General features: G+C 50.6%; 22 protein-coding genes and 1 tRNA gene. 3 read left to right on the forward strand and 20 right to left on the reverse strand.

Annotated elements, in window-relative coordinates; translation table 11 throughout:
• Positions 1 to 94: 94 nt before the first annotated feature.
• From gap to KNO72_RS12295, 4 genes are all read right to left on the reverse strand, one after another.
• Positions 95 to 1,102 (reverse strand): type I glyceraldehyde-3-phosphate dehydrogenase, encoded by a 1,008-nt coding sequence (gap, locus tag KNO72_RS12280; protein ID WP_012726912.1) that lies wholly within the window; start codon positions 1,100 to 1,102, stop codon positions 95 to 97.
• Positions 1,103 to 1,161: 59 nt separating this feature from the next.
• Positions 1,162 to 2,190, reverse strand: a complete 1,029-nt coding sequence (locus KNO72_RS12285; RefSeq protein ID WP_012726913.1) for a sugar-binding transcriptional regulator — start codon at positions 2,188 to 2,190, stop codon at positions 1,162 to 1,164.
• A 109-nt stretch (positions 2,191 to 2,299) separates the two neighbouring features.
• Positions 2,300 to 2,557 carry a glutaredoxin family protein gene (locus KNO72_RS12290; RefSeq protein ID WP_047795086.1) on the reverse strand — a complete coding sequence of 86 codons (258 nt, stop codon included), beginning with the start codon at positions 2,555 to 2,557 and terminating at the stop codon, positions 2,300 to 2,302.
• A gap of 5 nt (positions 2,558 to 2,562) precedes the next feature.
• Positions 2,563 to 3,708 (reverse strand): RNA polymerase factor sigma-54, encoded by a 1,146-nt coding sequence (locus KNO72_RS12295; protein ID WP_214758323.1) that lies wholly within the window; start codon positions 3,706 to 3,708, stop codon positions 2,563 to 2,565.
• A gap of 119 nt (positions 3,709 to 3,827) precedes the next feature.
• Between KNO72_RS12295 and KNO72_RS12300 the strand changes: the two genes are divergently transcribed.
• Positions 3,828 to 3,900: transfer RNA gene (locus KNO72_RS12300), tRNA-Arg, on the forward strand.
• A 151-nt stretch (positions 3,901 to 4,051) separates the two neighbouring features.
• On the forward strand, positions 4,052 to 4,627 hold the full coding sequence (gene clpP, locus KNO72_RS12305; RefSeq protein ID WP_012726916.1) for an ATP-dependent Clp endopeptidase proteolytic subunit ClpP: 576 nt from the start codon (positions 4,052 to 4,054) through the stop codon (positions 4,625 to 4,627).
• Positions 4,628 to 4,669: 42 nt separating this feature from the next.
• Here the strand turns inward: clpP and KNO72_RS12310 are convergent, their stop codons facing one another.
• The 13 genes from KNO72_RS12310 to hprK all read right to left on the reverse strand — a co-directional run bounded on the left by KNO72_RS12310 (position 4,670) and on the right by hprK (position 15,534).
• Positions 4,670 to 5,365, reverse strand: a complete 696-nt coding sequence (locus KNO72_RS12310; protein ID WP_168169853.1) for a MerR family transcriptional regulator — start codon at positions 5,363 to 5,365, stop codon at positions 4,670 to 4,672.
• A gap of 56 nt (positions 5,366 to 5,421) precedes the next feature.
• Positions 5,422 to 5,865: a hypothetical protein gene (locus KNO72_RS12315; RefSeq protein WP_370148619.1), complete on the reverse strand. Its 444-nt coding sequence runs from the start codon at positions 5,863 to 5,865 to the stop codon at positions 5,422 to 5,424.
• Between the two features lie 89 nt (positions 5,866 to 5,954).
• Positions 5,955 to 6,470: a DUF2179 domain-containing protein gene (locus KNO72_RS12320; RefSeq protein ID WP_012726919.1), complete on the reverse strand. Its 516-nt coding sequence runs from the start codon at positions 6,468 to 6,470 to the stop codon at positions 5,955 to 5,957.
• Positions 6,471 to 6,563: 93 nt separating this feature from the next.
• On the reverse strand, positions 6,564 to 6,800 hold the full coding sequence (locus KNO72_RS12325; protein WP_012726920.1) for a hypothetical protein: 237 nt from the start codon (positions 6,798 to 6,800) through the stop codon (positions 6,564 to 6,566).
• Positions 6,801 to 6,886: 86 nt separating this feature from the next.
• On the reverse strand, positions 6,887 to 7,840 hold the full coding sequence (whiA, locus tag KNO72_RS12330) for a DNA-binding protein WhiA (RefSeq protein ID WP_012726921.1): 954 nt from the start codon (positions 7,838 to 7,840) through the stop codon (positions 6,887 to 6,889).
• Between the two features lie 34 nt (positions 7,841 to 7,874).
• Positions 7,875 to 8,870, reverse strand: a complete 996-nt coding sequence (locus tag KNO72_RS12335; RefSeq protein WP_078147307.1) for a gluconeogenesis factor YvcK family protein — start codon at positions 8,868 to 8,870, stop codon at positions 7,875 to 7,877.
• A 1-nt stretch (position 8,871) separates the two neighbouring features.
• Positions 8,872 to 9,744, reverse strand: a complete 873-nt coding sequence (rapZ, locus tag KNO72_RS12340; RefSeq protein WP_078147308.1) for an RNase adapter RapZ — start codon at positions 9,742 to 9,744, stop codon at positions 8,872 to 8,874.
• Positions 9,745 to 9,864: 120 nt separating this feature from the next.
• Positions 9,865 to 10,818, reverse strand: a complete 954-nt coding sequence (gene trxB / locus KNO72_RS12345) for a thioredoxin-disulfide reductase (RefSeq protein WP_078147309.1) — start codon at positions 10,816 to 10,818, stop codon at positions 9,865 to 9,867.
• 68 nt (positions 10,819 to 10,886) lie between these two features.
• Positions 10,887 to 12,359, reverse strand: coding sequence for a tetratricopeptide repeat protein (locus KNO72_RS12350; protein ID WP_214683875.1), 1,473 nt, complete (start codon positions 12,357 to 12,359; stop codon positions 10,887 to 10,889).
• Positions 12,360 to 12,652: 293 nt separating this feature from the next.
• Positions 12,653 to 13,135 (reverse strand): acyltransferase, encoded by a 483-nt coding sequence (locus KNO72_RS12355; RefSeq protein ID WP_074036278.1) that lies wholly within the window; start codon positions 13,133 to 13,135, stop codon positions 12,653 to 12,655.
• Positions 13,128 to 13,778: a pyrophosphatase PpaX gene (ppaX, locus tag KNO72_RS12360; protein ID WP_078147311.1), complete on the reverse strand. Its 651-nt coding sequence runs from the start codon at positions 13,776 to 13,778 to the stop codon at positions 13,128 to 13,130. The genes KNO72_RS12355 and ppaX overlap by 8 nt, the downstream gene beginning before the upstream one ends.
• Positions 13,778 to 14,596, reverse strand: a complete 819-nt coding sequence (gene lgt, locus KNO72_RS12365) for a prolipoprotein diacylglyceryl transferase (RefSeq protein WP_078147312.1) — start codon at positions 14,594 to 14,596, stop codon at positions 13,778 to 13,780. Before lgt ends, ppaX begins: the two co-directional genes overlap by 1 nt.
• Before the next feature lie 2 nt (positions 14,597 to 14,598).
• A complete protein-coding gene (gene hprK / locus KNO72_RS12370; RefSeq protein ID WP_078147313.1) occupies positions 14,599 to 15,534 on the reverse strand; it encodes an HPr(Ser) kinase/phosphatase in 936 nt (311 codons plus the stop codon).
• A 148-nt stretch (positions 15,535 to 15,682) separates the two neighbouring features.
• Between hprK and KNO72_RS12375 the strand changes: the two genes are divergently transcribed.
• Positions 15,683 to 16,039, forward strand: coding sequence for a hypothetical protein (locus KNO72_RS12375; RefSeq protein WP_078147314.1), 357 nt, complete (start codon positions 15,683 to 15,685; stop codon positions 16,037 to 16,039).
• Between the two features lie 36 nt (positions 16,040 to 16,075).
• Here KNO72_RS12375 and KNO72_RS12380 read toward each other — a convergent pair whose 3' ends face one another.
• The 3 genes from KNO72_RS12380 to uvrB all read right to left on the reverse strand — a co-directional run bounded on the left by KNO72_RS12380 (position 16,076) and on the right by uvrB (position 22,155).
• Positions 16,076 to 17,245 (reverse strand): DUF4097 family beta strand repeat-containing protein, encoded by a 1,170-nt coding sequence (locus KNO72_RS12380; protein WP_078147315.1) that lies wholly within the window; start codon positions 17,243 to 17,245, stop codon positions 16,076 to 16,078.
• Positions 17,246 to 17,310: 65 nt separating this feature from the next.
• Complete coding sequence (gene uvrA, locus KNO72_RS12385) at positions 17,311 to 20,184, reverse strand: excinuclease ABC subunit UvrA (RefSeq protein ID WP_214683872.1); 2,874 nt, start codon at positions 20,182 to 20,184, stop codon at positions 17,311 to 17,313.
• Positions 20,185 to 22,155 carry an excinuclease ABC subunit UvrB gene (uvrB, locus tag KNO72_RS12390; protein ID WP_214683870.1) on the reverse strand — a complete coding sequence of 657 codons (1,971 nt, stop codon included), beginning with the start codon at positions 22,153 to 22,155 and terminating at the stop codon, positions 20,185 to 20,187.
• Positions 22,156 to 22,426: the final 271 nt, after the last annotated feature.

The raw sequence follows: 22,426 nt of genomic DNA on the forward strand, positions 1-22,426 counted from the left end.
TTTCGCCTCCATATGTCGTGCGTGTCATTTCATAAATAGAGCGGAGAACAATCTCTTGTTTCCGCTCCTATTTGATTCTATTTAGTTCACGAAATTACTTCGCGATGTTAGCGAAGTGCTTAACTGTGCGAACCAATTGTGCAGTGTAAGACATTTCGTTGTCGTACCAAGAAACTGTTTTAACGAGTTGCTTGTCGCCAACTGTCATGACTTTTGTTTGAGTCGCGTCGAAGAGTGAACCGTATGTGATTCCAACGATGTCAGAAGAAACGATTTCGTCTTCAGTGTAACCGAATGACTCGTTCGCTGCTGCTTTCATTGCTGCGTTTACTTCGTCAACAGATACTTGCTTGTCGAGTACAGTTACGAGCTCAGTGAGTGAACCTGTAGCAACTGGTACACGTTGTGCAGCACCGTCAAGTTTTCCTTGAAGTTCAGGGATTACGAGACCGATTGCTTTCGCAGCACCTGTTGTGTTAGGAACGATGTTCGCTGCAGCTGCACGCGCACGACGGAAGTCACCTTTCGGGTGTGGAGCGTCAAGCGTGTTTTGGTCGCCAGTGTAAGCGTGGATTGTCGTCATGAGACCTTCAACGATTCCGAACTGGTCTTGAAGTACTTTAGCCATTGGCGCCAAGCAGTTTGTTGTACAAGAAGCACCTGAGATGACTGTTTCAGTACCATCGAGGATGTCGTGGTTTGTGTTGTAAACAACAGTCTTCATGTCACCTGTAGCAGGAGCCGAGATCACAACTTTCTTCGCGCCAGCTTTCAAGTGAAGCTCAGCTTTTTCTTTTGAAGTGAAGAATCCAGTACATTCGAGAACGATGTCTACACCGAGGTCTCCCCATGGAAGTTCTTCAGGGTTACGGTTAGCAAGCGTGATCACTTTCTCTCCGTTTACGAGGAAGTGATCGTCGTGTACTTCAACTTCTCCGTCGAAACGACCTTGAGTCGTGTCATACTTGAGAAGGTGCGCAAGCATCTTCGTGTCTGTCAAGTCGTTGATTGCAACAACTTCGATTCCTTCGTTTTTGATGATCTCGCGGAATGCTAAACGACCGATACGTCCAAATCCGTTAATACCAACTTTTACTGCCATGTTAATTTCCTCCTTAGGGTAGAAGCTATTTATTGAAGAGCCAACGGGGGGTCAACTCTTTAATAACAAGTTAATAATTCTTTCGCCGCACCTTCGTCTGTGACGAGGATGATGTTCGACGTGTGTTTCGCATAAGCAGCGATCGCCTGTGCCTTCGATTTCCCTCCGGCAACCGCGATGACGGTATCCATGTCATCCAGCTCTTCGAGTTGGATCCCGACCGTCTTGACGCGATGAACGATCTCACCTTCAGCATTGAAATAATATCCGAATGCCTCGGCGACGGCGTCATGCCGTTCAATCATCCGCAAATGCTCCGGTGATGCGTGACGGCGCTTTGCCATCGTTTCTGCCTCACCAATTCCATGTACCACAATTCGCGCCGCTCTAATCATTTCCAGCACATTTTTGATGCTAGGTTCCTCCACCATCCGGTCGAATGTTTCTTGTGATACTTCATCCGGAATATGTAGAAGATGATAGTCTGCGTGGGCCCGGTCCGCCATGCGTGAACAGACAGTGTTCGCCTGAAGTTCAAGCGTCTCTCCAAGACCTCCACGTGCGGGCACGAAATGCATCGGGCGTTCTTTTTTATCGGGCGACATCATCGCCGCGACCGATGCCATCGTCGTTCCTCCCGTTACCGCAATCACATTATCATCCGGTGCGAGCCGCGCTTTTAGTTGCGTGACCGCCGCCCGTCCGATATCGCGTTGAACCCAGAATGTCTCATCCGAGTCACCCGGTACGATGACGACTTGGCGAACCCCTAATTTCTCTTCGAGCTCTCTTGCCACTTCTGAGATTCCGAGAAGTTCTCCCATGATCTCGTGCAAGTCTCGTAAGACGTTTCGTCCCGTCTCACTGAGGGAAATTCCTTGAGTAGCGACGTAAAGAAGACCTTGATCTTTCAAAAAGTCGACTTCTCGTCTAAGTACCCGTTCGGTCAGTCCCAAGCTCGTTGCGAGTGTCCTGCGGCCAATCGGCTGCATCAAGCGGACATAATGTAAGATATCGTAACGATGTCGGAGCGTATCGAGCAGGTCAGGGACAATTTGCTTCTGAACGTGAATCAGTTGCTGGATCATGCTCATACCCCCTCGACTTTCAGTGTGGACAACTTTTGTCCCACTTTTTTATTTGCGTCCCACCGCTACGAGTTCATCTTATCAATCACTTTTCCGTCTGGCAACCCCTTCAAACGTTTTTTTTTGATGTAAGCGTATACTTAACAAAATCTTCAACTTTGTTGTCATCATATCGCCCTTGACTGATGACCACACCTTCATGTATGAGAACGGGGATTTCAAAGAGGTACTTTGCCTCGAGCACCTCATCCCCGGTGATGTCGACCTGTTCGAGTTCGATCGGGTAATCTTCCTGTAACCATTCGAGCATGACGACCGCCTCGTCACATAGTGAGCAATTGTCACGTTTATATAATGTTAATTTCATTTTCGTCATCCCTTCCATACCTTTCGCTCGCGCTCGCGCGAATTACCGAATCCAAGCTCTTCCCGATAGTTCGTCACCGTCCGCCGGGTCACTTGATAACCGTATCGAATCAATTCATTCGCAAGCGCCTGATCACTTTGTGGTGCCTTCTCTCGTTGAATCAGTTCTGCGAGTGTCCGTTTAATCATAAATGGTGAATGCCCGCGACTTGTAGACCGAACAAAAAAGTGTCGCCATTCCATGATGCCACTCTCGGTCTTGGCGAACTTCCCTTGGATGGCTCGTCCGACCGTCGATTCATGTTTTCCGATGAGCTGCGCGACCGTACGTCGGGTCAACGGATTAAGGACAAGTTCCCCTTTGAGCCACTCGGTCTGACGTGCTTCAATGATTGACCAAATCTCACGCAGCGTTTCGTTCCGCATCGAAAGGGACGTCATCCACCATTTCGCCTCACGGTCATTTCCGACTCGCGACTCGTCGAGTTCCGGACTGAGCCACGTCGTGACGAGTGTCCCCTCTTCATAGCGTACCTCGACTTCCGGAAACACGTGACCCGTTTCTTCATATAATAGAGGACGTTTCGGAAGTGTCGCGACGATTCGTTCCAGTCTTGCCAATTCCTCCTCTGAAATAGCAAGAGCAGTCGTCATCTGTTGAGGACTCACCCCACTCTCAATCGCTTCGAATACATCGACGATGCGAGGGTCCTCATGTTCGATCGCATGTCGATATTGACACTCCCGTTCTGTTCTCGCCCCGATCCCCGTCGGTTCAAGAAATAAAAGCGCCTGCCTCGCCTGTTCGATTCGAGTGACGTCGACACCGAGTCGTGTCGCCAACACCTCATTCGCATCCGGCAATAATCCCCGATGGTCGAGCAAGAGGACGAGTTGTCGTCGCAACACTTTCTCATCCTCACTGCCGCTACCCTCATGAATCTGTGTGAACAGCTTCTCCTCAAACGAGCTCGCCGCATCTGCAATCCAATCGACGTCCCCGCTCCCGATGTGAATGTTCGGGTTATGCCGTGCAAGACGCGCCAACCGGAATACGAGCGCGAGACGATCCGCTTCAAGGACCGGTAACCGCTGCACGAGGTCTTGCGTCATCTGTTGTTGCTGAATTTGTTTTTGCTCCTGCCGTTGCATCGTTCTCCCCCCCTCTTTTCTATTGTAGCGAACCCGCTTCCGTCGCGCTCAAAAAAGCTATGCGAACAGGATTGCTTTTTTAATAAAACAAATGTATAATAAATTCGTGTCACAGATATGCACCCGTAGCTCAGGGGATAGAGCACTGGTTTCCGGTGCCAGGTGTCGGGAGTTCGAATCTCTCCGGGTGTATCAGATGTAGAGGTCAGGCAGATTGCCTGGCCTCTTTTTCGTTTCACAACGAGAAAATCGTGGAATAGGTGAAAAACGATGACTATCGTTTGACCATCATTGACTATACAGGTATGATGAAATTACAACCTACATAAAGGAGGCAGATTCAATGTTAATTCCAACAGTTATCGAACAGACAGGCCGTGGGGAGCGCGCGTACGACATCTACTCACGCTTGCTCAAAGACCGTATCATCCTTCTCGGAAGTGCGATTGACGACAACGTCGCGAACTCCATCGTCGCACAGCTCCTCTTCCTCGCAGCTGAGGACCCAGAAAAGGACATCTCACTCTACATCAACAGCCCAGGTGGTTCGATCACAGCGGGTATGGCGATTTATGACACGATGAACTTCATCAAGCCGAACGTGTCGACGATTTGTATCGGAATGGCCGCATCGATGGGTGCCTTCTTGCTCCAAGCCGGTGAAAAAGGAAAACGCTTCGCATTACCGAACGCAGAAATCATGATTCACCAACCGCTCGGCGGCACACAAGGCCAAGCGTCAGACATCAAGATTCACGCAGAACGCATCATCAAGATGCGCGAGAAGTTGAACCAAATCATGGCAGAAAACACTGGACAGCCTCTTGAAGTCATCGAGCGCGATACAGAGCGTGACTACTTCATGGCAGCTGACCAAGCGAAAGACTACGGTCTCATCGACAAAGTCATGACACGTTAATCACACAAAAGATGTTTCCCGTTTGAGCGGGAAACGTCTTTTTCATTCAATCGGCATCCAAATCTCAATGATGTCGTCCGCTCCCCCTTGCCCGTGAATATAGCGCTCGAAGTCGACCGCGTCTCGTAGCGTCACGTCTGGAACGTTTACTAGCTGCTCATACGTCGACGGAATCATCGGGATGCCTCCCTCCACCGTCGCGACGATATAGTTCCCTTCCGTCAGTTCGACACGACGCGCATCTTCTCCCGACACCGGGTTCGTCATGCCCGCGACATAACCGTTCTCCTGCGGGAGACAGACTCCGTACGACTCGTCCGTCGTCAGTTCCGGTTGAAGCTTGGCCCACATATGCGGAATCTCCTCTAACGTACCACCATATCCATAGACGGAAATGGCTTCATTCAATGTCTCATATCTAATCTTCATGTCGTTCCCTCCTGCTTGCATCAATCGAATCTGCCTCTCGATTCGATGAAGTCGTTCGATTTCTACTTGAACTTCATCCAATCGTGTTTCTAGTAATGTATCAACCGGTAGACCCGATTGAATTTGTTCTAGACGGAGTCCAATTTGACGTAATCGTTTGATTTCACTTAACCGTCGAATCTCTTCCATCCCGTACATTCGATACTGATTCTCGGTCCGCGTCGGGCGGACCAATCCGCGCGCTTCATAAAATTTGATCGCCTTGACCGACAATCCGGTCACATGGGCGACTCTTCCGATTGGAATCACGGTTTCCCCACCTCCTACTTTCACTGTACAGTCGCCCCTTAGAGGCAGGTCAATCATTAGTTTTCAGGGACCCGGACACCGAAGACGTATCGGCTATCTCCTTGCGACCACTCTCCGCCGACTTCATAGAGATAGATGCCCGGCTTGTCCGGAACGACGAGTTCGGAAGAGACGAGTTCTCCATCCTCGATTCGATTGAAACTCGATGTCATCGGTTCTGCATGATAGACGACATCGATCCGGTCTCCCGGTTTGACAGTGATCAGTTGAAGGTCGTCCGCTTCTGGTAGTCCGTAATCGGCGCACGTCGCTTGATTGCCGGATTCCCAACAGTACGTCGATTGTTCCACTTCCGCAGACACCGAGCCGACACGAACCGTCGGGAGCGGCGGTTTGACACCGTCCTCTCCATCTCCAAATAAGGTCATGGCGAAATAAACGATACCCGCCCCTACAAGTATAAATAGTAAGATCATCCACACACTCCGATTTCGTTTCACGGTCTCATCCCCTTTCTTCACTAGTTCCCTGTCACGAGATAAAATCCCTACTCCAACAAAAAAAGACCCACGTTCGTGAGTCTTGTGCGTCATTTCGGGCGACGCAGTCCTTTCATCATATAACCGCCTTTGAAGTCGATCGGGTCAAATGCGACGAGGAACGCTTTCGGTTCATGTTTCTCGACGAGTTCACGCAATTCTTTCATCCGGGTGCGGGCCGCCAATACGTCAAGACGGTAACGGACCCCGTCACGTCCTTGCCCTTGATAATGCGTGACCCCATATCCGTTGTCACGCATCTGTTGGATGAGCTCCGCCGGATATTCTTTCGTATGGACTTGGATCATGTTGTAACCGATGGCGAGTTTCCGTTCGACGAAACCGCCAAGTAAGATCCCGAGCCCGAAACCGACCGCATACACGATCATCCCGACCGTCGTCAGATCCTGGAACACGATGCCGAGCGCGAAGATATAGATGAGCGTCTCTAGCGTTCCGAATAGACCGGCGATGACGGTCTTCCCTTTCACGAGCATGATCGTCCGGAGCGTCAACACCGGAACGTAGATTAGTTGTAGCAGTAGGATGAGTAAGATTTGACCCATTTGATCGACCTCCGTTCCAATTCATTATCACCACTATTCCAAATTTCTTAGAGAGATGCAACTAAAAAAGGCTGACCGCAGTCAACCTTTTACTTAGTTATCTAGATTCTTTACGCTCGTGAGCAACTCGTAGTCTTTACGAATGACTTCGTAGATTGCGTTCTTGTCCCCGTTCAACAACTCTTCTGCACGAAGCTGGTTCAAGAAGAGGCTTGTGGCAAACGTGACGAGTGCACTTTTCGGAATCCCGATTTCTTTGGCACGCTCTGTGATGACCTGGTCGAGCTTAGCGTCGATCGTGAGCGATAATCTTTTCTTTTCATTCGACATAATGATGAAGCTCCTTTAATTCGCTATTCATAAAACCTATACACAATTGCTTATTATATAGGAAGAATGGTTTTGGTGCAACCGCATCACGAGGATGCGATTTCGTCCCCGCTACGTACGCGCTCGGCAATCTGGTCAATTTTACGAAGTCTATGGTTGATTCCTGACTTCGAAATCGGACCGGACTCGAGCATTTCCCCGAGTTCCTGTAACGAAACGTCCTGGTGTGTGACACGCAGTTCAGCAATCTCCCGCAATTTTTTCGGTAAGACGTCGAGCCCGACCGTCCGCTCCAAGAACTTGATGTTCTCGACTTGACGCAATGCTGCACCGACCGTCTTGTTCAAGTTGGCCGTCTCACAGTTGACGAGACGGTTGACGGAGTTCCGCATATCTTTGATGATTCGTGCGTCTTCAAACTCCAACATACCTCGGGTCGCCCCGATCAGCTTGAGGAAATCTGAAATTTTCTCGCTCTCTTTCATGTACAAGATATGCCCTTTTTTCCGTTCGAGCGTCTTCGCGTTCAACTCGAATCGGTTCGCCAAATCACGTAGCGCCTGGTTATGGTTTTCGTACAAGCTATAGATTTCGAGGTGGTACGACGACGTTTTCGGATGGTTGATCGACCCGCCGGCGAGGAACGCACCACGTAAGTAAGCGCGTGCTAAGTTCTCGTCCCCCGTCATATCCGAGTTCAGTGTCCGGATCATCTCGTAATTCTCTCCGAGGATCTCAAGGTCCCGAAGCATCGTCTCCGCATGCTGTGACACGCGGACGATGTAGACGTTGTTCTTTTTCAAACGCATTTTCTTCCGTACGAACAAGTCTAACGGATGGTCGTAAAGACGTTTCATCAACGAGTAAATCCGACGGGCGATCGAGGCGTTCTCCGTCGAGACATCTAAGGTCATGCCTCGTCCTAGGGCGAGCGAGATGACCCCGTTCATCCGAACGAGTGCCGACAGTTCCGCCTTCGCTTCCGCGTCAGTCACTTCAAGTTGTGTCAATTCTTTCTTCACATCTGATGCAAAGCTCATCGAGTCCCCCTCCTTTCTGTCTTTCCAACAATCTTTATTTCAGTTCCAATTCTTGAAACGAACGTGGCTTCTTGATTCGGAGCACCCGCTGCATGACGAGTCCGGCGATGGCGTCGGAATCATGACGGATATACTCCCGGTTATAATCGACGATGTCCCCAGCGAGAACGTTCGTCCCATAGTTTCGGAGTTTCTTCCGATCGAAGCGGACCTCTTCCGACCCGTCCTCACGATAACGCTCCAAATACTCTTCTTCAATCGGCTCGTTGTTGACGACAATCGTGTCGATCGATGCCTTCCCAAGGTACGACTCGATGACTTTTAAATGTTTCATCGCGTCATAGCCTTTCGTCTCACCTGGTTGCGTCATGACGTTACAAATATAGACGACCGGGACTTTCGAGCGGATGATGGCTTCCCGCACCGCCGAGATGAGAAGGTTTGGAATGATACTTGTATACAGGCTTCCTGGACCGAGCACGATGACGTCCGCCGATTCAATCGCCTCGACGACGCCCGGGGCCGGTTCAATGCCTTCCTCGAGTAAAAACATACGCTTGATCGGTTGCTCATGTAGCGGAATCTTGGACTCCCCTTTGACGATGGTGCCGTCCTCGAACTCGGCGGCGAGGGTCATGAGCGTCTCTGTCACTGGCAACACTTTCCCTTGTGCGTTCAAGAGTTGCGACATGACATCGATCGCTTTGACGAACGAACCCTCACAGATGTGAGTCGCTGCCGTGAGCATCAAATTTCCAAGGGAATGCCCTTCTAATCCATATCCCGTATCGAAACGGTATTGCAAAATCTTATCCATTAACGGCTCAACTTCCGACAACGCCAAAATGACGTTACGGATGTCGCCAGGAGGCAACATATGAAACTCGTCACGAAGACGTCCCGAGCTTCCGCCGTCGTCCCCGACGGTGACGATTGCCGTGATGTCGAGCGGATAATGTTTCAACCCACGAACGAGAGTGGACAACCCTGTCCCTCCGCCGATGGCGACTACTTTCCGGTCTCGTCTCATGTCACTTCTCCTTCGTCGCGTGAACGAGGTCGCGGTGGACCGTCTTCACGTTATAGCGATCAGCAAAGTGCTCCGACACTTTCTCAGCGAAGGTGATCGACCGGTGTTTCCCGCCGGTACAGCCGAACGCCACGACGATTTGCGTCTTCCCTTCCCGTTTATACTGCGGAAGGAGGAACTCGAGCATGTCGATCAACTTCTTATAGAACGCTCGCGCTTCCGGGTGCGACATGACGTACTCTTGTACTTCTGTCGTCTGACCCGTGAGCGGACGGAGCTCAGGGATATAGAATGGGTTCGTGATGAAACGGACGTCGAACAATAAGTCGATATCGAGCGGCACTCCGTGTTTGAAACCGAACGACATGAAGTTGACTGTGAACGGGATCCGTTCTTCGTTGAACTGTTGGAGGATGCGGTCCTTCAACATCTGTGGCTTCAAGTCGCTCGTATCATACAACGTGTGGGCCCGGTCACGGAATCCTTCTAACAGTTCGCGCTCCATCTTGATGCCGACGAGTGGCGCATCTTCCGGTGCGAGCGGATGGGACCGTCGCGTCTCCTTATAACGGCGAACGAGCACGTCGTCCCGCGTCTCTAAATACAACAGGTGCGGATGCACGTTCTTCTTTTCCAAATCGTCGATGACGATGAACAAGCTATCGATAAAGTCTCGTGTCCGTGTATCGATGGCGACCGCGATTTTCGGTCGGACCGAGCTGATGACATCAATCAATTGTGGTAAGAGTACCGGTGGCAAATTGTCGACGCAGAAATAGCCGAGGTCCTCGAAACTATTCATGGCGACCGACTTCCCAGCCCCGCTCATCCCACTGATGATGATCAATTCTTCTAATCCTTTAAAGTCTTCCATCTCGCTGACGCCCCCTTAAAATTGACAACCGAGCCGTGTGTGTAGCTCTCTTCATCTAGTATAACGAACGTCCGAAAAAAAGAGAAGGACCGCGGTCCCCCGCAGTCCTACCTTCTTGAATCATGCGTTTTGTTCTTGCAACGATTCGAGGAGTCCCTCGATGAAGTGTTGAGCATTCTGAGCGGCAATCGATCCGTCGTTCGTCGCTGTGACGACTTGACGAAGCGTTTTCTCGCGAACGTCGCCGGCAGCGAAAATCCCTGGGATGTTCGTTTCCATCGCCTCGTTCGTGACGATGTATCCTTGCTCGTTCGTGATGCCGAGGTCTTGGACGAACCCGGTGATCGGGTTCATGCCGATATAGATGAAGACGCCGTCGATCTCGTGGTCTGTCTCAGTCCCGTCAATTGTGCTGACAAGACGAGCCCCACCGACTTTCCCGTCTTTCTCTGTGATTTCTTTCAACGTGTGGTTCCAAATGAAATCGATCTTCTCATTGTCGAACGCACGTTTTTGAAGAATCTTCTGAGCGCGAAGCTCATCGCGACGGTGAACGATCGTCACCTTGTTCGCAAAGCGTGTCAAGAAGACACCTTCTTCAACAGCCGAGTCGCCACCGCCGATGACGAACAAATCTTTCCCTTTGAAGAACGCTCCGTCACATACCGCACAATACGATACGCCACGGCCACCGAGTTCTTCTTCTCCCGGTACGCCGATTTTCTTATACTGAGCACCAGAGGCGAGGATGATTGCACGTGCTTTATAGTCACGGTTGTGCGCATGGACGATTTTATATTGTGTTTCATCCGAGATGCTTTGCACGTCCCCATATGCATACTCCGCACCGAACGCTTTCGAATGGTCGAACATTTTTTGAGACAAGTCAGGACCAAGGATGCTGTCATAGCCCGGATAGTTCTCAATGTCTTCCGTGTTTGCCATCTGACCACCTGGAATCCCGCGTTCAATCATAAGTGTTGAAAGGTTCGCTCGTGAAGCATATAGCGCAGCGGTCATTCCGGCAGGACCGGCACCGATGATAATGACGTCATAAATTTTTTCTTCTGTCATGTTGATTCCACCTCTGCAAGAAATTGATTGCCTTTAGTATAAGAAACCTGTAAGGGTATCGTCTATCTTTATGCTTGTTCGAGTGTCCGTTTGAACGAACGGACCGTCTCTGTCAACGTGTCGACCGAGAGATGGAAGGCGTTCGCACAATTTTCGAGAATCAATGCGTCCCGTTTCGTATAAAACATCCAGACGAGCGCAGCGGCCGATGCCGTTACGTCCATGAATGATTCATCAGACAACAGAAGCGTCGCGAAACGTTCATAGAAGTCGCCCTCTAGGCTCATCCGTTCCGCTTCTGATACATGTGCTTCAGCCAAGACGAGCGCATCAAACGCACGCTTGATCCGGACGTCTCCTTTGAACGGTTGCTGACAAAGGTCGGCACGACACATCTCTGCGAACGCACGGACCGTCCCGTTTTCCGTCACCGCATTCGTGAGCGCAAGCGCTTCGAACGCTTCGTCATCTTTTAAGTTGGCGATGATTCGGATAATCTCGATTCGAGCCAAGTCGCTCTCTTGACGCAATCCTTGGACGAGCGCCGAACGAAATTCGAGGTTTTCTCGAATGTCGAAGCTTTGTTTCTCTTCAAACTGTTTCATCTCTTCATTGTTCAAGTAGGTGGCTGCCTCTTCAAGTCGTCCTGTCTTATAGGCAGACACGCTGAGCCAATGCCCAAACAGTGGGTCCCCACGGAATCCGCGGTCTTTCAATAGACGCAGTTCTTCATATGCACGGTCGTAATGTCCGACAAGCGCGAGTGTCGTCGCCAATTTATAACGTAAGTCAAATTGGAGTGGACGGACACGTGTAAGCGGTGTCGACAACTGAAGGGCCACTTCCGATTGACCCGCTTCATGGAGCAAGAGAATCGTGTTCAAGATTGCATGCAAGTTGCCAGGATTTTGGTCGAGCACGTATTCGAGCGTCCGGAATGCCGCTTGGTCATCACCAAGGTAAAAATTGACGACCGACAGATTGTTGTATGCTGGCCAAAACGATGGATATTGACCGATGAGACGCTCGAGTGTCGCCTTTGCCGCAAACAATCGTCCTTTATCGATTTGACGCTGCGCTTCCGTATGCCACGTGATCAATTCGTCTTCTTCCTCGTCCTCGAGCTCTTGTTCGAGTTCGATCAGTTCAAGAAGGGATTGCACAGCTTCCGTGAAGTGACCTTTTGTGTCACGGGCGAGATATTCGGATGCATAGTGCGCCGCTTCCTCATATTGAGAGACATAGGCACAGTTGCTTGCTAAGTGATACAGTGCCTCTGTTGCGGTCTCATCGAGCTCTAATACTCGTTTCCACACGTCATTGGCGTGGTAGACCTCCCCTACTTCAAATAACAGTTCTGCGTACTGTTTATGATAGTCGACGCGATGCGTGGCTGCCGCTGTCGCTTCAGCCATGAAAAAAGTCGCTTCATCCAGGCGACCTTCACGTAACGCACGACGACCTCTATAGTAGTGGAGCTCCGCAGCGAGCGGAGATTCTGGTTCGGGTAGCGTCATTACTGCTTCATAGTTCGCTTCCATATTCTAAATCCTCCACATCATCTCTAAATCTTTTTTAGTTGCAGGGATAAGAATACCGCACTCGAACAACGAGGGCAACTGAAAAAGTTAAAAAAAATTGCGACTATATTCCCTCTATAATGAATATTTTTTACTAGGTTCAAAAATTGTTTTTGAACGAAAATATGATGGCTTCATTTCTGTACATTTATCCATGAAAAAGCGGCATCTCTTTAAAAAAAAGTGATACCGCTCAAGTATTATTGATTCTGTACGAACAAAATGCTCATGAAAACATTTTGCGAAAAATTGTGTCAAATATGTGTCAACGATTGAAGCTTTGAACCGATGACCCGCTCTCCTGGTAAGACGTCACGGTGCACCACCGCGCCCGCGCCGATGACGGCACCGTCCCCGATGGTTACCCCTGGCAGGATGGTAACGTTCGCACCGATTAATACGCCATCACCGATGATGACGTCCCCGATCCGATACTCGTCTACGAGATACTCATGACAGAGAATCGTCGAATTGAATCCGATGACCGTATTGCGACCAATCGTGATACGTTCCGGGAACATGACGTCCGGTGTGACCATGAGAGCAAGGGCACTATATTCTCCGATATTCATCCCGAGGAACGTCTGGTAAAGCCAACGCTTTGCCTTCACCGACGGAAAGTAACGACCGACCAGAACGACCGTCGTGTTTTTGAAGACACGCAGAAAGCGAATCGTCTGATACATTTGCCAAAGCGGATTCGGTCCCTCGATGTGATATCGTGTCGTCTTACGCATGAATACTGACCTCGTCTAGCCACGCCTCGAAATGTTCCATCGAGTCGATGATGACGTCCGGTTCGAGCGATTCGAGGAATGGACGCCCTTTGAGGGCCCAGCCTACAGCGACCGTCTTCGTTCCGGCATTTTTCCCGCTGAAGATATCCGTGTCGTTGTCTCCGACCATGACGGCGCGTTCTGGTGACGAACCGAGCGCCTTGAGCGCACGTTCGACCGGTTCGGCGTGAGGTTTTTCGTTCTCGACGTCATCCGCCGTCACGACGACATCAAACAAGTGGTCGATGTTGAACAATCGAAGCCCGCGCTCGACGACCGGACGACCTTTCGACGTGACGACGCCCATCTTGTATCCTTTCTCATGGAGGCGGTATAGCCCTTTGATGACCCCTGGATACTCCGCGACGAGTTGGTCATGCATGGCGATGTTGAAGCTCCGATAGAAGGCTTGCATCTCTTTCCATTCCGGCTCGTTGAGTTCACGGAACGACTTTTCGAGCGTTGGTCCGATGAATCGATAAATGTCTTCATCCCGATACGTTTGCTCTGGGAAGTAGTAGTCGAACGTATGGCGGAAACTCGCGATAATGAGCGGGTTCGTATCGAGTAATGTACCGTCTAAATCAAATAAGAGCGTATCCATTAATCAAACAATCCTTTCTCTGATGGGTCGTTGTACCGTTTCGCGTTGCGGCGAAGGATCATCATGACGATACCGAATAAGATCAAGGCGATCGACACCATTTGGGCCGCACGCAAATCTCCTGACATGAGACTGTCCGTACGAAGTCCCTCGATATTGTAGCGACCGATTGAGTACCAGATGAGGTACGACAAGAAGATATAACCACGTCGTGGATTGCCAATCATGCGCCACGCGACGAGAAGGATGACCCCGATGATATTCCATACACTTTCATATAAGAAGGTCGGGATATAATAAGTCCCATCAATGTACATCTGATTGACGATCCAGTCTGGTAGCATGAGCGTATCTTGCAAGAAACTACGCGTCGTCTCGCCACCATGTGCCTCTTGGTTCATAAAGTTTCCCCAACGCCCAATGGCTTGTCCAAGAAGAAGCGATGGCGCCAAGATGTCCGTCACTTTCCAGAACGACATCGACTTTCGCATACAATAGACGATGACGACAAGGAGAGCACCGAAGATGGCTCCATGAATGGCAATCCCACCTTGACGAATGTCGATGATTTGTCCGAGGTTCTCTGAATAATAATCCCATTGGAACGTCACGTAATAAATGCGCGCGAAGACGATGCTGATCGGAATCGACCAGATGACGACATCCACGAGTCGTTCTGAATCATAATTGATACGTTTTGCTTCGTATAAGGCGAGGACGAGACCAAGCATCGCCCCAAAGGCGATAATCATGCCGTACCAATAGATTGGCAAAGAGCCAATCTCAAACGCCACACGATCAAATGTCGGTTCTACCATGCTCACAAGTCTCCTTCAGTATCCTGAATCGCGTTCGCGAGACGTTCTGCGAACTCTTCAGCCGTATTGATTCCCATATTTTGCAGACGATAGTTCATCGCTGCGACCTCGATGATGACTGCCAAGTTTCGACCAGGTCGAACGGGGATGGTCAAGAGAGGAACTTCACTGTCGATGATTTTCATCGTATTGTGGTCGAGTCCGACACGGTCGTATACTTTGCCCGCGTCCCAGTTCTCCAAGTTGACGATGAGACTGATCTTTTTATGCGACCGAACCGCACCCGCACCGAACAACGTCATGACGTCGATGATGCCAATCCCACGAATCTCGAGCAGGTGACGAATGAGCTTCGGTGCTGATCCGACGAGGAGATGGTCCCCCGTTTGACGAATCTCGACTGAATCATCGGCGACGAGGCGGTGCCCCCGTTTGACGAGTTCAAGTGCCGTCTCAGATTTCCCGACACCACTCTGGCCCTTGATGAGGACACCGACACCGTAAATGTCAACGAGCACGCCGTGCATCGCTGTCATCGGTGCGAGTTCCATCTCTAGGAAGTTCGTGATTTGTGATTCGATTGAGGTCGTCACCGCATTCGTCCGCATGAGCGGGACGTTTGCCGCTTCCGCTTCTTCTTCGATTTCTTTTGGAATATCAAAGCCACGCGTGATTAAAATTCCTGGCGTCTGTTCCGTACACAAGATTTTAGCGCGCTCACGACGCTTCTCTTCCGAGAGGCTCGCGTAGAATGTCAACTCCGTCTTCCCAAGCACTTGCAGGCGGTTTTTGGCATAGTGCGTATAATAGCCGGCAAGGACGAGACCCGGTCGACTCAGGTCGGGTGTGGCGACCGGACGATGAAGTCCTTCCTCTCCCGCAATGATTTGAAGTTTAAAACGCTCAACAACTTGAGCGGTACGTACGATATTTTGCATGAGTATCTGCCCCTTTCACGCTCATTATTGTATCATAGCTCTTTCTAAGACGGGCTAGGGAAGTGATGAAGAACGTGTCAAAAAATTGTTGAAACCATCCTATTACGCCGTTCGTATGTAGGGTATAGGCTTACTAGGAGGTGGAATAATGGGAGGTTTATTCGGAATTGTCATCTTATTTGCGCTAGTGATTGGAATTGGGTCACTCGTTTACATCATCAAATCATTGATCGATATGTGGAAAGAATATGCCGCAACGAAAAACGAGACGATCTTGCTCTTGTTCATCTTGAACATCATCGGATTCTTCTTGTCCGGAGCGCTCATCTCCATGATTGTCGCCATCATCTTCTATTGGAATCGCTCGAAGTCGATGCGCCTTCTTGGAATCATTCTCTTGATTGCCGGACCGGTCCTCTTCATCGTGTTCGCTATCAGCGCCTTCACTTTGTTTGATACGCAGATGATGGATTGGCAACAGATGGAGTACGAAATGAATCTATAATCAAAAAATCCCGAAGGCTCAGCCTTCGGGATTTGCTTATTGTTGATGGAACGGATTGTTCAAATCGCCCGGGTCGACGGGATCGACCGGGTCAGCCGGTTCTACTTTATCCTCATCAAGGAATGTGGATGGCGTATAGACCGAACCGTGCTCCAAATCGATCGTACCGGTACGCGTCCCCGCCTCGACTTCGATGCGAGGGGTTTGACCACGACCCGACAAGAATTCCAGACGACGCTGTGCGACGTCCTTACGGTCACGGATGATTTCGAGCTCATCGAGCAAGCAGTGCAGACCACCGAAGTTCGTCTCGAGCTCCCCTTCGACCTCGACGCCATGTGGTAACACGAGTCGAATGTTTCCGGCGAGTGACGCGAGTTCAAACTTGGCAGGACGAGCTGTCGCCAGTTCCGCGCGGATGTTTCCGTTCCCTGTCTTGAGGGAGGCTTTATCGTACTTCCCACCGACGATGACGGCACCGTTTCCGGTCCGAACGTGAACGAGTTCCGCTTCGACACCTTCGACCTCGACTGTCCCATTACCAGTGTTCAGTAATAGTTCGGATGCATGCACGTCATGGAGCACGACACGCCCGTTTGCGGTTTGCACACGAACGTTCTCGACATCGAGACCATCGGCACGGACTTCGCCGTTCAACGTCTGAACAAGAAGGCGGTTGAAATGGTGGTGCGGGACGTACAGTTCCACGTGGGCCCGGACGAGTTTATCACGGAGCGAAACGACGAGACGATCCCCGATGACAGAGTGCTTAACCGCAGACTGTAACTGTTCGAGCGCCTTATCCGCGTCTTGTTGGCGAAGCGGACGACCCGTGACAATCAGTTCACAATCTTCGGCATCAGACGAAACAATTGTCGCCGACGCGTTGAAAAGGTCGAGCGAGATATCGCTACCTGTGAACGGGAACGACTTCGAATACGTCACTTCCGGACCAAAGTTCGAGCTGAATGAAAAGTCGCTGTCGCGAAGTTTCGTCACGAGCCCTTCCACTGCAGATGTCAGTTTCGTTGTGAGCGATTCAACCGAATAGGCATCGACCTTTTCTGTATCCTGTCGCTCTTCAAGCGCTTTACCCTGTTCCGGTTCAAGTCGCTCGAGACGTTCGAGTTGCGTCATCGCCTCCTCGATCGTCATCTTGCCTTCCTTCACTTGCTGGAGAATCAGTTCACGCATTTCTTGTTTCACGTTCGTTTTCCCCCTTCAATTTGGTTGCACGTCAATTACCTTCCCGTTTCTCACCATTTCTATACTTATTTCTTTTTTCCTGCTTTCGGTTTCACTCGGGCTGCATCTCGTTCGAGAACCGGCTTCAAATACTTACCGGTATACGAGCCTGACACTTCCGCGACTTCTTCTGGTGTCCCCGTTGCGACGATGAGTCCGCCACCATCTCCACCCTCTGGTCCGAGGTCAATCAAATAATCGGCCGACTTGATGACATCGAGGTTATGCTCGATGACAAGCACCGTGTCCCCGTTCTCGACAAGACGTTGCAACACTTTCAACAAGCGCGCGATGTCGTCGACGTGAAGACCGGTCGTCGGTTCGTCCAGAATATAAATCGTTTTCCCGGTCGACCGTTTATGAAGTTCCGAAGCGAGTTTGACACGCTGGGCTTCCCCACCCGAAAGTTCCGTCGCTGGCTGACCGAGTTTCATATAGCCAAGACCGACGTCATAAATCGTTTGAATCTTCCGCTTGATTTTCGGAATCTTGTCAAAGAATTCGAGTCCTTCCTCAATCGTCATATCAAGGACGTCTGCGATCGTCTTCCCTTTGTACTTCACTTCGAGCGTTTCACGATTATAGCGTTTCCCGTGACAGACCTCACACGGAACGTAGACGTCAGGAAGGAAGTGCATCTCGATTTTGATGATCCCATCCCCACGACATGCTTCACAGCGCCCGCCTTTAACGTTGAAACTGAAACGTCCCTTCTTGTAGCCGCGCATCTTCGCTTCATTCGTCGAGGCGAAGACGTCACGAATATCATCAAAGACACCCGTATACGTGGCCGGGTTCGAACGAGGGGTCCGTCCGATCGGGGATTGGTCGATATCGATGACCTTATCGATATGCTCAAGTCCTTCAATCTTCTTGTGCTTGCCTGGCTTCGCTTTGGCCCGGTTCATATTGTGCGCGAGCGATTTATAGAGAATCTCATTGATGAGGGTCGATTTACCCGATCCCGAGACCCCTGTTACGGCAACGAACATCCCGAGTGGAATGGAAACGTCGACGTCTTTTAGGTTGTTCTCTTCTGCTTTGACGATCTTTAAGAAACGTTCGTCTGGCATCTTCCGTTCAGCCGGAAGTGGGATGAACTTCTTCCCAGCAAGATATTGACCGGTGAGCGAGTTTTTATTTTTCATCAGTTGTTTCGGCGTCCCGGCCGCAATGACCTGTCCGCCATGTTCTCCTGCGCCTGGTCCGATATCGATCAAGTAGTCGGCTTCCATCATCGTGTCCTCGTCATGCTCGACGACGATGAGCGTGTTGCCGATGTCCCGCATCTGTTTGAGGGTCGAAATCAACCGATCGTTATCACGTTGATGAAGACCGATGGATGGTTCGTCAAGGACATACAAAACACCCGTGAGACGAGACCCAATTTGTGTCGCGAGACGAATCCGCTGCGCCTCCCCACCCGAGAGTGTTCCAGCGGCACGAGAGAGCGTCAAGTAGTCGAGACCGACGTTATTCAAAAAACTGAGTCGTTCCCGAATCTCTTGGATGATGAGACGGGCGATGGCGATCTCTTTCTCGCTCAACTGCTCGTTGAGTCCTTCAAAGAACGCGAGTGCGTTCACGACCGATTTCTCCGTCACTTGCCCGACGTGCTGACCCGTGATTTTGACGGCGAGCGACTCTTCTTTCAAGCGATAGCCGTGACATGTCGGACACGCATGTGTCGCCATGTACATTTCCATCTGCTCACGGATATAGTCGGATGTTGTCTCCCGGTAACGGCGCTCGATGTTACGGAGCACCCCTTCAAAGAAAATGGTATTCGTCCGCACTTGACCGAAGTCGTTCTCGTAGCGGAAGAGGAACGATTCCTCCGAAGATCCGTTCAAGACGAGGTCCTGATCACGTTTTGATAGGCGCTCGAACGGCACGTCCATGTCGATGTTGAAATGCTGGCACATCGCAGCCAAAAGTTGTGGATAGTACTGGGAACTTGTCGGTTGCCATGCGGCAATCGCCCCCTCCTTCAACGTCTTCGACGGGTCCGGGATGACGAGTTCTGGGTCGACGTCTAGTTTCGTCCCAAGACCATCACACGTCGGACATGCACCGAATGGCGAGTTGAATGAGAACATCCGAGGTTCGAGTTCGCCGATGGAGAACCCGCAGATCGGACAGGCGTGATGCTCACTGAAGAGAAGCTCGGTGCCATCCATCTTATCGATAATGACACGGCCGTCCGCAAGACGTAATGCCGTCTCGAGTGAGTCGGCGAGGCGCCCTTCGACGTCAGGTCGGACCACGAGGCGGTCGACGACGACTTCAATCGAATGCTTCTTGTTTTTATCGAGCTCGATCTCATCCGTCAATTCAATTGTTTCACCATTGACACGGACACGAACAAATCCTTCTTTTTTCAAGGAGTCGAATACTTTCACGTGCGTCCCTTTTCGACCCGATACGATTGGCGCAAGAATTTGGAGTCGCGTCCGTTCCGGCAATTCCATCACCTGGTCGACCATCTGTGAGATCGTTTGACTCGAGATCTCGATGCCGTGGTTCGGACAGACCGGCTTCCCGATTCGTGCGAACAATAGACGAAGGTAATCATAAATCTCGGTCACCGTCCCGACCGTCGACCGTGGGTTACGACTCGTCGTCTTCTGGTCAATCGAGATGGCCGGACTGAGCCCTTCAATCGTATCGACGTCTGGCTTATCCATCTGTCCGAGGAACTGTCGGGCATATGCGGATAAGCTCTCGACGTAACGACGCTGTCCTTCCGCATAGATCGTATCGAACGCAAGTGACGATTTCCCGGAGCCGGACAAGCCCGTCAAGACGACGAGCTGGTCACGTGGGATATCGATGTCAATATTTTTTAAGTTGTTGACGCGTGCCCCTTTGATGACAATCGCATTTTTCTTTTCAGCCATTTAATTCCCTACCTTCAACTCCAAGATTAAGTCACGCAATTCGGCCGCACGTTCGAACTGGAGGTCGCGCGCCGCTTGCTTCATTTCTTCTTCCAACTTGGCAATCGCCGCCTCGCGTTCGGCCGGCTTCATCGTACTGAGCGATTCGAGTGCTTCCTCTTCCGCCTCGACCGTCGCCCGAATGACCCCTCGGACGTCCTTTCGAATCGTCTGCGGGATGATGCCATGTTCTTCATTATAAGCCTGTTGAATCGACCGACGACGATCCGTCTCTTCGATGGCCCGCGCCATCGAGTCGGTCACCTTGTCCGCGAACAGGATGACGTGTCCGTTCGCATTACGCGCCGCTCGACCAATCGTCTGGATGAGCGAGCGATCCGAACGAAGGAACCCTTCCTTGTCCGCATCGAGGATCGTCACGAGACTGACCTCTGGAATATCGAGACCCTCCCGCAACAAGTTGATCCCGACGAGCACGTCATACTTCCCGAGCCGAAGGTCACGAATGATTTCGATTCGCTCGAGCGTCTTGATCTCAGAGTGCATATAGTTGACCTTGATTCCCGCTTCGCGTAAGTAATCAGATAGGTCCTCTGCCATCTTCTTCGTGAGCGTCGTCACGAGCACGCGCTCGTCGCGCTTGATGCGTTCGCGAATCTGATCCATCAAGTAGTCAATCTGACCTTTGATCGGATGAATCTCGATTGTCGGATCAAGTAACCCGGTCGGACGGATGATCTGCTCAATCATGTTCGGCGTATGTTCGAGTTCGTACGGACCTGGTGTCGCCGAGATGAAAATTGCTTGTGAGACTTTCTTCTCGAACTCATCGAACTTGAGCGGACGGTTATCCTTCGCCGAAGGGAGACGGAAGCCGTGATCGACGAGCACTTGTTTCCGTGCCTGATCCCCGTTGTACATCCCGCGTACTTGCGGGAGCGTCACGTGCGACTCATCGGCGACGAGTAAGAAGTCTTCTGGGAAGTAATCGAGTAGCGTATACGGAGTCGAGCCTTCTGGCATCAAGTTCAAGTGGCGCGAATAGTTCTCGATTCCTGAACAATACCCCATCTCACGCATCATTTCCAAATCGTAATGCGTTCGTTGCTCGAGTCGTTGCGCTTCTAGGAGCTTCCCTTCTTCGCGGAACTTCTCAAGTTGTTCCTCAAGTTCCGCTTCGATGTTGACGATTGCCTTTTGCAATTTTTCGTCGCGTGTGACGAAGTGGGATGCCGGGAAGATGGCGACGTGATCACGGTCTGCGATGATTTCACCCGTCAACGGATCCATCTCACGGATACGGTCGATCTCGTCTCCGAAGAACTCGATGCGCATGCAGTGTTCGTCACGCGATGCTGGGAAGATCTCGACGACGTCCCCGCGGACACGGAAACGTCCACGCTGAAAATCGATATCGTTTCGTTCATATTGAATGTCGATGAGTTTACGTAACATCTCGTCACGTCCCATCTCTTTCCCGACGCGAAGGCTCAAGACGAGGCTCCGATATTCTTCCGGGTTACCGAGACCATAAATACAGGAGACAGATGCGACGATGATGACGTCATCGCGCTCAAAGAGAGCCGACGTCGCCGAGTGACGCAGCTTATCGATTTCATCATTGATTGAAGCATCCTTCTCAATGAACGTATCCGTCGACGGCACGTACGCTTCCGGTTGATAGTAGTCATAGTAACTGACGAAGTACTCGACCGCGTTGTTCGGGAAGAACTCTTTGAACTCCGAGTAGAGCTGACCGGCGAGCGTCTTGTTATGGGCGAGGACGAGTGTCGGCTTCTTTACTTCTTGAATGACGTTCGAAACGGTAAACGTTTTACCCGTACCCGTTGCACCGAGGAGCGTCTGATACCGGTCACCTCGATTTACACCTTCGACAAGCTGTCGAATCGCTTCAGGCTGGTCGCCTCCTGGTTGAAATTCAGATTGTAATGCAAACGGAATCGATTCCATAAGATACTCCTCACCTTCTCATTTCATAAGTGTCTTGATTATACCATAGACACGAACAAATATTCGCTTATTAGTTTGTAGGTTAATTCATTTTATTTCTTTTTTTCATTCAATCCATTGTTCATTTCTTTTTCCTTTACTGTCTCAAAAGAAACATCTTGTTCCATCCAAATCATCACATCAAGATTTCAACAGAATCACTTTTGTGGCATAAAGCATTGCACTTTTCAGATTGGACTATGTCCCTAGTAAATTGGAATGCTTGAAATAT

This window comes from Exiguobacterium sp. s123, from assembly GCF_018617075.1.
GTDB classification, from domain to species: Bacteria; Bacillota; Bacilli; order Exiguobacteriales; family Exiguobacteriaceae; genus Exiguobacterium; species Exiguobacterium profundum.

What these genes read in the sequence shown, in the direction of transcription:
- KNO72_RS12325 (WP_012726920.1), bottom strand. Translation starts at nt 6,800, where the DNA reads ATGTCGAATGAAAAGAAAAGATTATCGCTCACGATCGACGCTAAGCTC.
- clpP (WP_012726916.1), top strand. Translation starts at nt 4,052, where the DNA reads ATGTTAATTCCAACAGTTATCGAACAGACAGGCCGTGGGGAGCGCGCG.
- trxB (WP_078147309.1), bottom strand. Translation starts at nt 10,818, where the DNA reads ATGACAGAAGAAAAAATTTATGACGTCATTATCATCGGTGCCGGTCCT.
- uvrB (WP_214683870.1), bottom strand. Translation starts at nt 22,155, where the DNA reads ATGGAATCGATTCCGTTTGCATTACAATCTGAATTTCAACCAGGAGGC.
- KNO72_RS12320 (WP_012726919.1), bottom strand. Translation starts at nt 6,470, where the DNA reads ATGGGTCAAATCTTACTCATCCTACTGCTACAACTAATCTACGTTCCG.
- whiA (WP_012726921.1), bottom strand. Translation starts at nt 7,840, where the DNA reads ATGAGCTTTGCATCAGATGTGAAGAAAGAATTGACACAACTTGAAGTG.
- ppaX (WP_078147311.1), bottom strand. Translation starts at nt 13,778, where the DNA reads ATGGATACGCTCTTATTTGATTTAGACGGTACATTACTCGATACGAAC.
- KNO72_RS12350 (WP_214683875.1), bottom strand. Translation starts at nt 12,359, where the DNA reads ATGGAAGCGAACTATGAAGCAGTAATGACGCTACCCGAACCAGAATCT.
- KNO72_RS12355 (WP_074036278.1), bottom strand. Translation starts at nt 13,135, where the DNA reads ATGCGTAAGACGACACGATATCACATCGAGGGACCGAATCCGCTTTGG.
- KNO72_RS12290 (WP_047795086.1), bottom strand. Translation starts at nt 2,557, where the DNA reads ATGAAATTAACATTATATAAACGTGACAATTGCTCACTATGTGACGAG.
- KNO72_RS12285 (WP_012726913.1), bottom strand. Translation starts at nt 2,190, where the DNA reads ATGATCCAGCAACTGATTCACGTTCAGAAGCAAATTGTCCCTGACCTG.
- KNO72_RS12335 (WP_078147307.1), bottom strand. Translation starts at nt 8,870, where the DNA reads ATGAGACGAGACCGGAAAGTAGTCGCCATCGGCGGAGGGACAGGGTTG.
- hprK (WP_078147313.1), bottom strand. Translation starts at nt 15,534, where the DNA reads ATGCAAAATATCGTACGTACCGCTCAAGTTGTTGAGCGTTTTAAACTT.
- KNO72_RS12375 (WP_078147314.1), top strand. Translation starts at nt 15,683, where the DNA reads ATGGGAGGTTTATTCGGAATTGTCATCTTATTTGCGCTAGTGATTGGA.
- gap (WP_012726912.1), bottom strand. Translation starts at nt 1,102, where the DNA reads ATGGCAGTAAAAGTTGGTATTAACGGATTTGGACGTATCGGTCGTTTA.
- rapZ (WP_078147308.1), bottom strand. Translation starts at nt 9,744, where the DNA reads ATGGAAGACTTTAAAGGATTAGAAGAATTGATCATCATCAGTGGGATG.
- uvrA (WP_214683872.1), bottom strand. Translation starts at nt 20,184, where the DNA reads ATGGCTGAAAAGAAAAATGCGATTGTCATCAAAGGGGCACGCGTCAAC.
- KNO72_RS12295 (WP_214758323.1), bottom strand. Translation starts at nt 3,708, where the DNA reads ATGCAACGGCAGGAGCAAAAACAAATTCAGCAACAACAGATGACGCAA.
- lgt (WP_078147312.1), bottom strand. Translation starts at nt 14,596, where the DNA reads ATGGTAGAACCGACATTTGATCGTGTGGCGTTTGAGATTGGCTCTTTG.